Source organism: Geodermatophilus aquaeductus (assembly GCF_900182545.1).
In the GTDB taxonomy this organism is placed as follows: domain Bacteria; phylum Actinomycetota; class Actinomycetes; order Mycobacteriales; family Geodermatophilaceae; genus Geodermatophilus; species Geodermatophilus aquaeductus.
The window spans coordinates 152,327-165,192 of record NZ_FXTJ01000010.1; the positions used below are offsets into that span (position 1 = coordinate 152,327).

Annotated in this window: 12 protein-coding genes; 6 read left to right on the forward strand and 6 right to left on the reverse strand. The window is 76.0% G+C overall.

Translation table 11 applies throughout. From position 1 onward, the window contains the following. Position 1 precedes the first annotated feature (1 nt). Positions 2-1,129, reverse strand: coding sequence for a sensor histidine kinase (locus tag FN207_RS20900; RefSeq protein ID WP_142460374.1), 1,128 nt, complete (start codon positions 1,127-1,129; stop codon positions 2-4). After that, positions 1,122-1,814 (reverse strand): response regulator transcription factor, encoded by a 693-nt coding sequence (locus FN207_RS20905; protein ID WP_142460375.1) that lies wholly within the window; start codon positions 1,812-1,814, stop codon positions 1,122-1,124. The genes FN207_RS20900 and FN207_RS20905 overlap by 8 nt, the downstream gene beginning before the upstream one ends. A gap of 86 nt (positions 1,815-1,900) precedes the next feature. On the opposite strand from FN207_RS20905, the gene FN207_RS20910 reads away from it, so the two are divergent. Beyond that, positions 1,901-2,569: a M15 family metallopeptidase gene (locus FN207_RS20910; RefSeq protein WP_142460376.1), complete on the forward strand. Its 669-nt coding sequence runs from the start codon at positions 1,901-1,903 to the stop codon at positions 2,567-2,569. A gap of 33 nt (positions 2,570-2,602) precedes the next feature. Here the strand turns inward: FN207_RS20910 and FN207_RS20915 are convergent, their stop codons facing one another. Then, a complete protein-coding gene (locus FN207_RS20915) occupies positions 2,603-3,073 on the reverse strand; it encodes a nuclear transport factor 2 family protein (protein WP_185938461.1) in 471 nt (156 codons plus the stop codon). A gap of 195 nt (positions 3,074-3,268) precedes the next feature. On the opposite strand from FN207_RS20915, the gene FN207_RS20920 reads away from it, so the two are divergent. After that, positions 3,269-4,426 carry a PIG-L family deacetylase gene (locus FN207_RS20920; protein WP_142460378.1) on the forward strand — a complete coding sequence of 386 codons (1,158 nt, stop codon included), beginning with the start codon at positions 3,269-3,271 and terminating at the stop codon, positions 4,424-4,426. Here the strand turns inward: FN207_RS20920 and FN207_RS20925 are convergent. After that, positions 4,423-5,376 carry a PLP-dependent cysteine synthase family protein gene (locus tag FN207_RS20925; RefSeq protein ID WP_221888326.1) on the reverse strand — a complete coding sequence of 318 codons (954 nt, stop codon included), beginning with the start codon at positions 5,374-5,376 and terminating at the stop codon, positions 4,423-4,425. The genes FN207_RS20920 and FN207_RS20925 overlap by 4 nt on opposite strands. Before the next feature lie 154 nt (positions 5,377-5,530). Between FN207_RS20925 and FN207_RS26470 the strand changes: the two genes are divergently transcribed. Beyond that, positions 5,531-6,034, forward strand: coding sequence for a cyclic nucleotide-binding domain-containing protein (locus tag FN207_RS26470; RefSeq protein WP_221888327.1), 504 nt, complete (start codon positions 5,531-5,533; stop codon positions 6,032-6,034). Between the two features lie 9 nt (positions 6,035-6,043). On the opposite strand, the gene FN207_RS20935 is transcribed toward FN207_RS26470, so the two are convergent. Next, positions 6,044-6,763, reverse strand: a complete 720-nt coding sequence (locus FN207_RS20935; RefSeq protein ID WP_142460380.1) for a DUF2652 domain-containing protein — start codon at positions 6,761-6,763, stop codon at positions 6,044-6,046. A gap of 51 nt (positions 6,764-6,814) precedes the next feature. Beyond that, positions 6,815-7,846: a phosphotransferase gene (locus FN207_RS20940; RefSeq protein WP_185938464.1), complete on the reverse strand. Its 1,032-nt coding sequence runs from the start codon at positions 7,844-7,846 to the stop codon at positions 6,815-6,817. A gap of 198 nt (positions 7,847-8,044) precedes the next feature. Here FN207_RS20940 and FN207_RS20945 point away from each other — a divergent pair, with 198 nt between their 5' ends. The 3 genes from FN207_RS20945 to FN207_RS20955 all read left to right on the forward strand — a co-directional run bounded on the left by FN207_RS20945 (position 8,045) and on the right by FN207_RS20955 (position 12,851). Further along, the gene (locus FN207_RS20945; RefSeq protein ID WP_221888328.1) at positions 8,045-8,398 is read left to right on the forward strand and encodes a hypothetical protein; all 354 of its coding nucleotides are present in this window, start codon (positions 8,045-8,047) and stop codon (positions 8,396-8,398) included. A gap of 118 nt (positions 8,399-8,516) precedes the next feature. Next, positions 8,517-9,980, forward strand: a complete 1,464-nt coding sequence (locus FN207_RS20950; RefSeq protein WP_221888329.1) for an MFS transporter — start codon at positions 8,517-8,519, stop codon at positions 9,978-9,980. Positions 9,981-10,103: 123 nt separating this feature from the next. After that, entirely contained in the window at positions 10,104-12,851 is a 2,748-nt protein-coding gene (locus FN207_RS20955; RefSeq protein WP_142460384.1) for an ATP-binding protein, read from the forward strand. The last annotated feature ends 15 nt before the right edge of the window (positions 12,852-12,866 follow it).

Consider the following 12,866-nt stretch of genomic DNA (forward strand, 5'->3'; position numbering starts at 1 on the left):
CTCACCGGCTGTGCGTCTGCTCCGGGGTGGGCAGCTCGACGGTGACCCGGAGGCCGCCCGGGGCGCGCGAGACGATCGTGAGGGTCCCGCCGTGCACCGCGGTGATGTTCTGCACGATCGCCAGGCCGAGACCGACCCCCGCGGCCTCGGTGCGGATGCGCCCGGTGCCGCGCCGGAAGGGCTCGGTCAGCGTCGGGACGAGCTCGGCGGCGAGCCGCTCGCCGGTGTTCTCGACGGTGAGCACGGCGGTCCCGGGGCGGGCGGCCGTGGTGACCCAGACGGCGCCGCCGTCGGGCAGGTTGTGCACGATCGCGTTCTGGACGAGGTTCGCCGTCAGCTGCAGCAGGAGCGCGGGGGAGCCGACGGCGGGGGCGACGTCGCCGGAGGTCTCGACGGTGACCCCGCGCCGCTCGGCGAGCGGGAGCAGCGTCTCGGTCGCCTCCTCCGCCAGGAGGGACAGGTCGACGTCCTCCCGGACGACGGTCGCCGCGTCGCTGCGGCTGAGCAGGAGCAGCGCCTCGGTCAGCTCGATCGCCCGCGCGTTGACGGCGTGGAGGCGGTCGAGGAGCTCGCCGGTGTCGCCGTCGGGGTCCCCGCGGGCGACGTCGAGGAGGGTCTGGGTGATCGCCAGCGGCGTGCGCAGCTCGTGCGAGGCGTTGGCCGCGAACCGCTCCTGCGCGGCGACGTGCCCCTCCAGCCGCGCGAGCATGGCGTCGAAGCTGTCGGCGAGCTCGCGGAACTCGTCCCGGCGGCCCGGCAGCCGGATCCGGTGGGAGAGCGATCCGCCCGCGGCCAGGCGGGTGGCGTGGGTGATCCGGGTCAGAGGAGCGAGCACGCGGCCGGCGAGGACCCACCCGCCCAGGAGGCCGAGGACCAGCAGGAAGACCAGCGCCCCGGCCGCCTTCGGGACGAACGCGCGCTGCAGGTCCGAGCGGCTCGGGATGAACGGCGGCGGTGGAGCGCCGCCGCCGGGGACGCCCTGGCCGGACCGGACGTCCTCGGGCACGTAGCGCAGCAGGAACACCCACACGACGGCGAGCAGCAGGGCCCCGGCCACCACCAGGAACCCGGCGTAGCTGAGGGTGAGCCGGAGGCGGACGCTCGGTCCCGGCGCCCGCTCCTCACCCACGTCGGGTGCCGGGTGCGGTGTCGGGTGCGGTGTCGATGCGGTAGCCGACGCCGGGCACGGTCGCGATGACCCAGGGCTCGCCGAGCCGCTTGCGCAGCGCCGAGACCGTGATGCGCACGGCGTTGGTGAAGGGGTCGGCGTTCTCGTCCCACGCGCGTGCCAGCAGCTCCTCGGCGCTGACGACCCCGCCCTCGGCCGCCACGAGGACCTCGAGCACCGCGAACTGCTTCCGGGTCAGCGCGACGTACCGCCCGTCGCGGTGGACCTCGCGGCGGAACGGGTCCACGCGCAGGCCGGTGATCTCCCGCACGGGCGGGCGGCTGTGCGCCCGCCGGCGGTCGAGCGCCCGGAGCCGGAGGACCAGCTCGCGCAGCTCGAAGGGCTTGGTGAGGTAGTCGTCGGCACCGAGCCCGAACCCCGACGCCTTGTCGTCGAGCCGGTCGGCCGCGGTGAGCATGAGGATCGGCAGGCCGCTGCCGGAGGCGACGATGCTCGCGGCGACCTGGTCACCGGAGGGCCCGGGGACGTCGCGGTCGAGGACGGCGACGTCGTAGCTGTTCAGGCTGAGCAGTTCCAGGGCGGTGTCGCCGTCCCCGGCGACGTCGGCGGCGATCGCGTCGAGGCGCAGCCCGTCACGGATGGCCTCCGCCATGTAGAGCTCGTCCTCGACCACCAGCACGCGCACGCGCCGATGCTAGGAGCGGGCGCGTATCGCCCGGGTATCGGAAAACGCGAACGCCCCGGCAACACCGCGCTGCCTTGACTCCGGGCATGACGACTCGGACGAGAACCAGGAGTGAGTCGGCCCGGCCGACGACCCGCCGGATCGTCGGGGTCCTCGTCGCCGTCCTGCTGGTGGTGGTGGCGGTGATCGCCGTCGCGCCCGGCCGGCAGCCGTCGGCGACCGGATCCCCGGTGGCGCGGTCGCCGGTGACCGCGTCGTCCCCGGCCGACGCGCCCCCCGGCGTCCTGCCCCGCGAGGATCGTGCCGCGGTCGACGAGGCCGACGGCGTCCTCCCCGACGGCGTGGGCGTGTTCGACGACGGGTTCCCGGGGGTGGCCAACCTCGACCCGGCTCTCCTCGGCGCGCTGCGCCGGGCAGCTGCGGACGCCGGCGTCCCGTTCACCGTCACCAGCGGCTGGCGCTCCCCGGAGTACCAGGACCAGCTGCTGCGCGAGGCGGTCGCCGAGCACGGGTCCGAGGAGGAGGCCGCCCGCTGGGTGGCCACCGCGGACACCTCCGCGCACGTGTCGGGGGACGCGGTCGACGTCGGGCCCGCCCAGGCCATGGCGTGGCTGGCCGAGCACGGCGCGGAGCACGGCCTGTGCCGGGTCTACTCCAACGAGCCCTGGCACTACGAGCTGCGCCCCGGCGCGGTCGGCCACGGCTGCCCGCGCCCGTACGCCGACCCCACCCAGGACCCGAGGACGCACCGGTGACGCGGCGGGGGCCGGGACGGTCGGGAGGAGCGGTCAGCGCGCCGTCGTGTCCTCGCCCCGGGCCGCCGCGACGTGCTTGGCCGTGTCCAGGTAGTGCCGGAGGCGGACGACCCGGCCGGACCCGTCGAAGGTCCACAGGTGGAGCTCCTCGTCCGCGAAGCGGCCGCCGCCCGGCAGGGTGAACTCCGCCCGCACCTCGGCGACGACCTGGCGTCCGTCGCCGATGACGTCGAGCACGGTGAACTCGTGCGGCGTCCAGGTGCCGACGACGGCGAAGAAGTCCGCCACCTCGGCCGGTCCGGTGCGCCGCGCCATGGTGGGGATGCCCGCCCGCTGGGCCCAGTTGTCCCGCCAGTCCTCCCAGGCGACGTCGTCGGCGAGCCGGGCGAGGAACGCCGGGACGTCGCCCCGGGCGAAGGCGGCGTACAGCTCGGCGACGGTGGCGGCGTTGCCGGTCGTCGTGCCCGTGTCTGTCGTGCCCGTGTGTCCGGTGCTGGCGGTCATGGCCGACCTCTCCTCGCCCCGTGTCCTGGGGACCATGGTCGTGCCGTCGTCCCGTGACCGCGCCGGTCCTAGGGCCCTCCTCCGCGTCGCCGGGGGGAGCCGCCGACGCCGCGGCTCGCCGGGTCCGCGCACTAGCCTGGGCCGATCGGCGGGTCCAGGTCGGGACCCGTGAGCGGCGGATTCGACGGTGATCGCGTGGCGCACGACTCGTCGGTGGAGCTCCCCGGCCGCAGACCCCCGCGGGTGCTCGGGGTCTTCGCCCACCCGGACGACGAGACGATCTGTGCCGGCGGCACCTTCGCCAAGTACGCGAGCGCCGGCGCCGAGGTCAGCGTGGTCGCGTTCACCCGGGGCGGAGCCGGCCAGATCCGGGACGCCGCGGTGGCGACCCGGACCACCCTGGGAGCGGTCCGGGAGCGGGAGCTCGAGGCGGCCGGCAAGGAACTGGGGCTGGCGCTGACCAGGTGCCTCGACCACCCCGACGGCGGCCTCGCCGGTGTCGACGGCCGGGTGCTGGAAGCGCAGGCGGCGGAGCTGCTCGCCGAGTTCGACCCCGACGTGGTGGTCACGTTCGGGCCCGACGGGTTCTCCGGTCACCCGGACCACACGGCGGTGGGCGCGGCGGTCACCGCGGCGTGCGCCGAGCTGCGCTCCGGCAAGCCGGTCCGGCTGTTCCACTGCCACCTGCCGCGCAGCAGGATGCTGCTGCGCGACCGCCTGGCCGCGTGGGTCGTCGAGCTGACCAGCCGCTTCACCGGCACCCGGGACTTCGTGCGCGCCCTGTCGGTCTTCTCCCGGGAGACGACGGCGCTCGGCTACGCGGCCGACTTCGTCAGCGTCGAGTGGTACCCCTCCGGCACCTACCTCATGGAGCAGGGCGAGGAGGCGACGACGATGCACTTCCTGCTGTCGGGCTCCGTGGAGATCCGGCGGGAGGGCGCCGACGGCCGGGTGCGGGTGGTCGACCGGTCGGGCCCGGGGGAGTTCGTCGGGGAGCAGGGCATCGCCACCGGCCGGCCCCGCAACGCGCACGTCGTCGCCCTGGACGACGTCACGAGCCTCGTGTTCCTGGCCGCCGGACCGCCCTCCGTCGACCGCCGGCGGGAGGACGCCGTCCCGCTGCTCACCCGGACGCTGCCCTCCGGGGACCGCATCGACGCGCGGGTGAGCGCGTGCATCGACGTCACGGACTTCGTCGGCCACAAGATCCGGGCGACGGCGGCCCACCGTTCGCAGTACCCGATCGACCCGGCGATGTTCCCCGACTCGATCCTCCGCGAGATGTTCGGCGTCGAGTACTTCGTCCAGGTCCTGCCGGAGCGGGAGCTGGACGCGTCCCTCCTGGGCGACTAGAGCTCGGCGCTCACGTCGTCGAACAGCGCCGTGGAGAAGTACCGCTCCATGCGGTCGGGCAGGACCGTGCCCACGGAGTGCCCGGGGCCGAGGCGGGCGGCGAGCCGGCGGGCCGCGGCGATGTTGAGCCCGCTCGACGGGCCGATGCCCAGCCCGCGGCGGCCGAACTCGCGCGCGGTGGCCACGGCCTCCCGCTCCGGCACGAGCACGGTCTCGGCGAGTCCGACGGCGGCGGGGTCGAGGAGCCGGCTCATGCCGTCGACGACGCCCGGGATCCCGCCGACGACCTCCGGGGAGCCCTCCGCCGTCAGGGTGGCGGTGGGCATCGCCCGGGCGACGACGGTGTGGTGACCGCGGTCGCGCAGCGCGTGGGCCACGCCCATCAGCGTGCCCCCGGTGCCGACCCCGGCGACGAAGCCGTCGAGCTCGGCCCCGACCTGCGCGATGAGCTCGGGACCGGTCGAGTGCCGGTGGGCGAAGACGTTGCGCGGGTTCTCGAACTGCCGGGCGGCGTAGACGTCGGGCTCGGTGCCGGCGTCGCGGACCATCGCGGCGACCGCGCCGGTCATGCCCTGCTCGGCGTCGGTGAGGACGACGTCGCCCCCGAGCCGGCGGATCATCAGGACGCGCTCACCGCTGACCGTCTTGGGCATGTACGCCCGGAACGGCACACCGACGGTGGCGCAGACCATGCTCAGCGCGATCGAGGTGGACCCGCTCGACGCCTCGACGACGACGGTCGAGGGCGACACCTCACCCGAGGCGATCGCGTGCGCGACGATGCTCGTCGCCATCCGGTCCTTGGTGCAGCCGCTGGGCAGCAGGTGGTCGAGCTTGAGCCAGAGGGTGCACCCGGTCGCCTCGTCCTCGAACGGGACGGTCGGGGTCTCGAGCGGGAGCCGCAGGAGCCAGGACGCACGCTCGGCGAACCCCGTTCTCCCCTGCGCCACCACCGCCTCCTCCGGGACACGGTCCGACCTGGTGCCCGGCGGGACCGAGACGGCTGCGGCTGAGCATCCGCGCGTGCTCCCCGCCCTGGCAAGGGACTCCGGCCTCGCAGCGGAACGGCCGACTCCCGGGGCGATCGGGGCTACCGTGCCGCGCGTGGACGCCGAGCAGCTCGTGGGGATCCGGGCCTTCTGCCCGTTCCGGCTCGTCGCCGACGAGGACCTCGAGCAGCTCGGCCGGGAGACGGCGACGAGCGTCGTGGCGGCCGGCGCGACCCTGTTCGAGCAGGGCGACCCGGCCGACGGCGTCTCGGCCGTCCTGGAGGGCGGCGTCGAGATCGTCACCGGCGGCCGGGTCATCGCGACGCTCGGCCCGGGGTCGCTGCTCGGTGAGCTGTCGGTGTTCGTGCCCTCCGCCTCGCGCACCGCGACGGCGCGGGCGAGCTCCCCGGTGCGGATGGTGACGTGGCGTGCGGCCGACGTCCGGGCCCGTCTGGCCCGGCACGAGCGACTGGCCACGTCGATCGTGGCCGACATGGCCTTCGTCCTCGCCGAGCGGCTCGACCGGCGCACGCAGGACGTCGTCTCGCTGCTGCGGGCCGCCGGGACGCGCCTGCCGGTGTCGGAGCTCGAGCGCTTCCGCAGCCGGGCCGTGGAGTAGCCCCGGACCTCAGCCCGTGGCGGCCAGCGCGCGGGAGCGCCGGCGGGGGAGGACGTGCGGGAGGCCGCGGCCGACCATGTCGAAGGTGGCGCCGATGCGCACCCGCCAGGAGGGGTCGGCCGGCGGATCGGCCGGTGCGGCCATGTCCTCGACGTCGACGTAGTAGGTCTGCACGTGTCCGATGCCCTCGAGGTCCTGGGCGATCTCGTGGATCGCCAGGTCGGCGGAGGTGGTGCCACCGTCGCGGAAGAGGTCGTCGGTGACGAGGAGGTACTCCGGCACCGTGATGGGGTTCTTGAGCAGCCGGTGGACGTAGATGACGTCGACGCCGACCAGCTTCGTGCGGCGCCGGATCGTCTGGGTGGCGACGTCGCCGACGTGCGCGACGAACTTGAGCTTGAGCGCGCTGGTCTGCGTACAGCTGCGGCAGGGGCACATGTTGAGCTCGATGAGCCGGCGCTGCGCGTGGAAGGCGCGGTGCATGGCGACGGCCGCGGAGGTGACGGCCGACAGCGTCGCCGCCCCGTCCAGGCCCTCGGCGTCGCGGGACAGGAAGGCCGCGTCGCCCTCGATCTCGATGAGGTCGAAGCCGCGTGCGGCGCCGACGATCGTGTCCAGCAGGCGTCTCGTGGCCGCCTCCGCGTGCCCGAGCATGCTGCGGTGGTACTGCATGTACTCCGTGTAGCCGCCGATGTCGGCGATCAGGAGCAGGGCCCGCCGGGTCGTCATGGCGGACCCTAGCGTGACGGGACGGTCCGTGGCGGTCCTCCGCCGGCCGGCTCAGGTCGTCCCGACGTCCGCCGGCGGGCCGGGCCCGTCCGCCTCGGCCAGCCAGCCGGGCACGCTCACCTGCCACTCGGCGCGCTCGTCGGCGTGCACGCCGAGCAGGATGCGGTGCCAGCTCAGCGCCCGGGCCAGCGGCGCGATCCGCAGCGCGAGGTCGGCCAGGTCGCGGAGCACGGCGGCCTCGCCGAAGGCCTGCCACGGCCGCAGGTAGGCCTCGCGCAGCCGCAGCAGGACCGGCGAGCCGGCCGGCAGGTCGAGGACGGCGGCGGCCACCCGCAGCGGCACGAGCAGGCTGAGGAACGGGTGCGACACCGAGGCGTCGCCCCAGTCGAAGAACCGGTGGCCGTCCCCGGCCACGAAGACGTTGCCGTCGTGCAGGTCGTCGTGCTGCAGCGACGCCGGCACCGGACCGGCGGCGAGCGCCCGGCAGAGCTCGGCGTGCTCGTCGGCGGACCCGCGCAGCCGCTCGCGCACGGCGGGGTCGAGGCCGTCGGATGAACCGGTGAGCAGCGCGTCGTCGTCGGCGAGGAGGTCGGCGACCAGCCCGGGCAGCCGCTCGGGGCGCACGTCGGGCACCCCGAGGCCGACCATCCCGGCGGCGTGCGCCGCGACCTCGACCTGCAGGCGGGCGTGGTCGGCCAGCAGCGCCTCCCACGCCTCGACGGCGGAGCCGCGGCCGCTCGCGCGCAGCGTCGTCCCGCCGTCGGGCAGGAGCAGCAGCCGACGGCCGGCGTCCGCGCCCAGGGGCACCAGCACCCGGCCGGGCACCCAGCCGCCGAGGGCCGCGGCCAGCGGCGGCTCCTGCGCCGAGCCGGCACCCACGGACTTCAGCCACACCGCGCTGCCGTCGTCCGTGGGGATGCGGATCGCCGTCGACCAGGCGCGCACGTGCACCTGCTCCGGCGGGCCGGCGGGCCGGCGGCCGACGGCGGCGAGCCGCTCGTGTGCCCACTCGAGCGCGGGCCCCCGCCACGCCGGGTCGAGCCAGGTGGCGGCCCCCGTCAGGTCCGGTGCGTCGGTGCCCACGCGGTGCGACGGTAGGGGACGCGGGTGCCGGTCGTCCGACGGCCGCGTGGGTGCCCGTTGCGGTCCGGGCGTCGGGCCGGGACCGTGACCGGGTCCCGTGCCGGTTCGGCCCCAGGAGGTCCCATGTCGCAGGAGCGCGCCGGTCGCCGAGCACCCGGGGGCCCGGGCGAGGCAGGTACGCGCGGGGACGTCGCGACCGTGGGCAGCAGCGCAGTCGTCGGCAGCGCCGCCACCGCGCACAGCGGAGCCGTGGTCGGCAGCGCCAGCACCGCCGCCTCGGCCGGCGTCGTCGGCAGCGCGGCCACCGTCGCCGGTGCCGGCGTCGGGATGAGCGCGGGCGTCGCCGGCAGCGCGGGGGTGATCGGCAGCGCCGCTGTCGTCCTCAGCGCGGGTGTCGTGGGCAGCGCCGGCATCCTCGCCGGCGTCGCCAACGTCGGCTGTACGGCGTGCGTCGCCTGCGTCGCGTGCATCGACTGCGTGGGGTGCGTCGGCTGCGTGGGGTGCGTCGGCCTGCGCGGGGCGGTGGGCGCGGTGGGCGTGCGCCGGCGGTAGGGCTCCGCCTGCGACCACGGCACCGATGAGTCGGTCCCCCTCGCGCGGTCTTCCCTGGAGACCGCACCGGCGCCGGGCACCCGCCCGCGGGACCCGGTGCCGACGACAGGAGGAGACCGTGGCCGACCGGGCACCCGCACTGGACCTGCGCTCGGGACCCGAGCGGGTCTTCGCGCACCTGCTGGTCAACAACCTGCTGGTCTCGGTCGTCAACTACACCGTCTGGTTCGCGGTCACCTTCTGGGTGTTCCTGGAGACGGGGTCGGTGTTCGCCACCGGGATGATCGCCGGGATCTTCCTGGTCGCCACGGCCGCGACCGGCATCTGGTTCGGCAGCCTCGTCGACCACCACCGCAAGCACGTCGTCCTGCAGGCCTCGGCGGCCGCGTCCACCGCGCTCTACGGGCTCGCGCTCGCGGTGTACCTGCTGACCCCGGAGGAGTCCTTCACGACGGCGGGCAGCCTGCCGCTGTGGTGCTTCGTCGTGCTGCTCATGCTGGGCGTGATCGCCGGCAACCCGCGCATGATCGCGCTGCCGACCCTGGTGACGCTGCTGGTCCCGGCGGACCGGCGGGACCGGGCCAACGGCCTGGCCGGGTCGGCCAGCGGCCTGTCCATGCTGGTCACGTCGGTGATCAGCGGGCTGCTGGTCGCCTTCGGCGGCATGACCGCCGTCCTCGCGGTGACCCTGACCGTCCTGGTGCTGTCGATCGCGCACCTGACCCGGGTGCGGGTGCCGGGGGACCGGGCGGCCGCCTCCGCCGAGGGCGGGGAGGACGCGACGGCCGGGTCCGGCGTGGACCTGCGGGGGACGCTCCGCCTGGTCCGCGGGGTGCCCGGGCTGCTGCCGCTGGTCCTGTTCAGCTGCTTCAACAACTTCCTCGGCGGGGCGTTCATGGCGCTGATGGACCCCTACGGCCTGTCGCTGGTGTCGGTGCAGGCGTGGGGGCTGCTGTGGGGCGGGCTGTCGGCGCTGATGATCGTCGGCGGGCTGCTCGTGGCACGGATCGGTCTGGGCAGCCGCCCGATCCGGGTCCTGCTGCTGGTCAACGCGGTGATGTGGGCCGGGACGATGCTGTTCCCGCTGGCCGCCTCGGTGGTCACCCTGACCCTGGCGATGGCGGTGTTCATGCTCGTGATGCCCTTCGCCGAGGCCGCCGAGCAGACCGTGCTGCAGCGGGTGGTGCCCTACGAGCGGCAGGGCCGGGTGTTCGGCTTCGCCCAGAGCGTCGAGCAGGCGGCCTCGCCGCTGACCGCCTTCCTCATGGCACCGCTCACCGAGTTCGTCGTCATCCCCTTCATGACCGACGGCGCCGGCGCGCGGGCGATCGGCAGCTGGTTCGGGACCGGCCCTGCCCGCGGCATCGCCCTGGTCTTCGTCGTCACCGGGGCGATCGGGCTGCTCGTCGTCCTGGCGGCGTTGGCCAGCCCCGCCTACCGGCGGTTGAGCGCGGCCTACGCCGCGGCCCGCGACGACGCCCCCGCCGCCGCGGACGAGCCGGTGACCGTCCTCGACCCGGGCCTGCCCGCGGTCTCCGGCCCGGTCGCCGCGGCCCGTGCCGGAGGCGAACTGGTGGCCTGACCCCGGGCGGGCGACGTCCGGCGCTCCTGTCCTCCCGCGTCCGACCCCGCCGCCCATATCGTGCGACCAGCTCCCCGGGCGTCGCCGATCGCCCACCCAGCAGCCGGACGGTGGTGGGCGCTGATGCGCGCGGACGGAACGACGGCCGGTCTGGTCGGCCGGGACGCGCAGATGGACGCGCTCGAGCGGCTCCTGCACGGCGTCCGGCACCGCGGTGTCGCCGTCCTGGTCCGTGGCGAGGCAGGGATCGGCAAGTCCGCCCTCCTCCACCACGTGTCCGGGACCGCGGCCGCGCTCGGGCTGCGGGTGGTGAGCACGACCGGCGTCGAGTCCGAGGCGACCCTCCCGTTCGCCGGCCTCCACCAGCTCGTCCGGCCCCTGCTCGGCCGCCTCCCCGCGCTGCCCGCCCCGCAGCGGCGGGCGCTCAGGGCGGCGTTCGGCCTGACCGACGACGCCGCACCGGAGCTGTTCCTGACCGGTCTGGCGGCCCTGACCCTGATCAGCGACAGCGCCGCCGACCAGCCCCTCGTGCTGGTGGTCGACGACGCGCACTGGCTCGACCGGCCCAGCGCCGACGTCCTCGGGTTCGTCGCCCGGCGACTGGAGTCCGAGGCGGTGGTGCTGGTGGCCGCCCAGCGGGACGGGTTCCCGCCCGTCCTCTCCGGCCCGGCGCTGGTGGAGCACCACCTGGCGCGCCTGGACCGGCGCGCCGCCGAGGACGTGCTCGCGCGCCGGGCACCGCAGCTCGACCCGGCCGTCCGCCGGCGCCTGCTGGCCGAGGCCACGGGCAACCCCCTCGCGCTGGTGGAGCTGCCCCTGGAGGGCTCGCGGGACGAGTGGGCGCCCCTGACGCTGACCGCGCGACTGGAGCAGGCGTTCGCGGACCGGCTCCCCGGGCTGCCCGACGAGACCCGGGACCTGCTGCTCGTCGCCGCCCTGGAGGACGGGGGCGACCTGGGGGCGGCCCGGGCCGCGGCGTCCGCACTCCGCGGCCACGAGGTGACCGCGGAGGCACTGACCCCGGCGGTCGAGGTCGGGCTCGTCGTGGCCGACGGGGCGGGGCTGGCCTTCCGTCACCCGCTGGTCCGCCACGCGATCCGCCAGCGGGCCACCCTGGCCGAGCGGCAGCGCGCCCACGTCGCGCTCGCCGGGACGCTGCGCGACCCGGACCGGCAGACCTGGCACCGGGCGGTCGCCTGCGACGCGCCGGACGACGCGGTGGCCGCCGACCTGGAGGACGCCGCGGCCCGCGCACAGCGCCGCGGTGGCGTGGCGGCGGCGCAGGCGGCGCTCGAGCGCGCCGCACGGTTGACCGCGGATCCGGCGGAGCGGGCGCGGCGCTACCTGCAGGCGGCCGAGCTCGCCTTCGAGTGGGGGCGGCCCGACGTCGTCGACCGCCTCCTGCAGGAGACCGCGGCCCTCGACGTCCCGGCTCGGGAGCGGACCCGCATGACGGTGATCCGGGAGGGGTTCGAGGAGGGCATCCGCGACGTGCGCGCGGGCACCCGGGTGCTGACCGAGGTCGCCGCCGCGGCCGCCGCCGACGGCCGGGCCGACCAGGCACTGAGGTTCCTCCAGGCCGCGTCCCTGCGGTGCTGGTGGGCCGATCCCGGCGCCGAGGCGCGCGCCCGCCTCCTGGAGGTCGTCGACCGGGCCCTCGACCCGGACGACGTGCTCGTGCTCGAGGTCCTCTCCTACGTGGCGCCGTTCGAGCGCGGGGCGCTGGTCCTCGACCGGCTGCGCGCCCTGTCCGGCGGTCCGGTGGACGCGCTGCGGGCCCAGGCCGCCGGCGACGCGGCGAGCGTCGTGGGGGACTTCCCGCTCGCCGTGGAGTTCCTGACGTCGGCGCAGACCGGCCTCCGGGCCGAGGGCCGACTCGGGCTCCTGGGACGGGCCCTGGCCGTGCAGGCGTGGAGTGCGCTCAACGTCGGGAGGTTCGACCTGGCCGCCACGGCTGCCGACGAGGCGGCCCGGCTCGCCGCCGACTCCGCGCAGCCGCTCATGGGGGCCGTCGCCCTGGTGGTCCAGTCGGTGGTCTCCGCGGTCCGCGGCGCCGAGGACGTCGAGGACCGCCTCGCCGAGGCGGCCCGGCTGGGCCTGGAGGTCGACTCGAACGCCGTCCTGGCGGGGGTGCAGTTCGCCCGGGGCACGGTCGCGCTGGACCGTGGGCTGCACCAGGCGGCCTGGGACCACCTCGTCCGCCTCTCCGACCCGGCCGACCCCGCCCACCACCCCGTGGTGCGCAGCTTCGCCGTCGGCGACCTGGTGGAGGCGGCCGTCCACAGCGGGCACCGGTCCGAGGTCGGGCCGATCGTGGCGGACCTCGAGGAGATCGCGGCGCGGACGTCGTCACCGGTGCTGCTCGTCGGACTGCGGTACGGCCGGGCGCTCCTGGCCCCCGAGGACGAGGCCGAGGACCTCTTCTCCGCAGCCCTGGCGGCAGACCTGTCCGCCTGGCCCTTCGCCCGTGCCCGCCTGCAGCTGGCCCACGGTGCCTGGCGGCGCCGGCGCCGGCGGGCGGCGGAGTCCCGGGCTCCGCTGCGGGCCGCGCGGGACACCTTCGACGCCCTGGGCGCCGCCGGCTGGGGGGACCGGGCACGCTCCGAGCTGCGGGCCTCCGGGGAGCAGAGCCGGCCGCGCACCCCGGAGGCGCGCGAGCAGCTGAGCCCGCAGGAACTCCTGATCGCGCAACTGGCGGCGCAGGGCCTGACCAACCGGGAGATCGGCGCGCGGCTGTACCTGTCGCACCGGACGGTCGGCACGCACCTGCACCGGATCTTCCCGAAGCTGGGCATCACGTCCCGCGTGGCCCTGCGTGCCGCGATCGGTCCGGAACCGGCCACCTCCACCGTCGCCGCGACCGTCACCTGACGTACGCGAGGCGGG

Bases quoted from the DNA above. Each gene is read 5' to 3' on its own strand.
- FN207_RS20935 (WP_142460380.1), bottom strand. From the start codon at position 6,763: ATGACGACCCGGCGGGCCCTGCTCCTGATCGCCGACATCGGCGGCTAC.
- FN207_RS20910 (WP_142460376.1), top strand. From the start codon at position 1,901: ATGACGACTCGGACGAGAACCAGGAGTGAGTCGGCCCGGCCGACGACC.
- FN207_RS20915 (WP_185938461.1), bottom strand. From the start codon at position 3,073: ATGACCGCCAGCACCGGACACACGGGCACGACAGACACGGGCACGACG.
- FN207_RS20955 (WP_142460384.1), top strand. From the start codon at position 10,104: ATGCGCGCGGACGGAACGACGGCCGGTCTGGTCGGCCGGGACGCGCAG.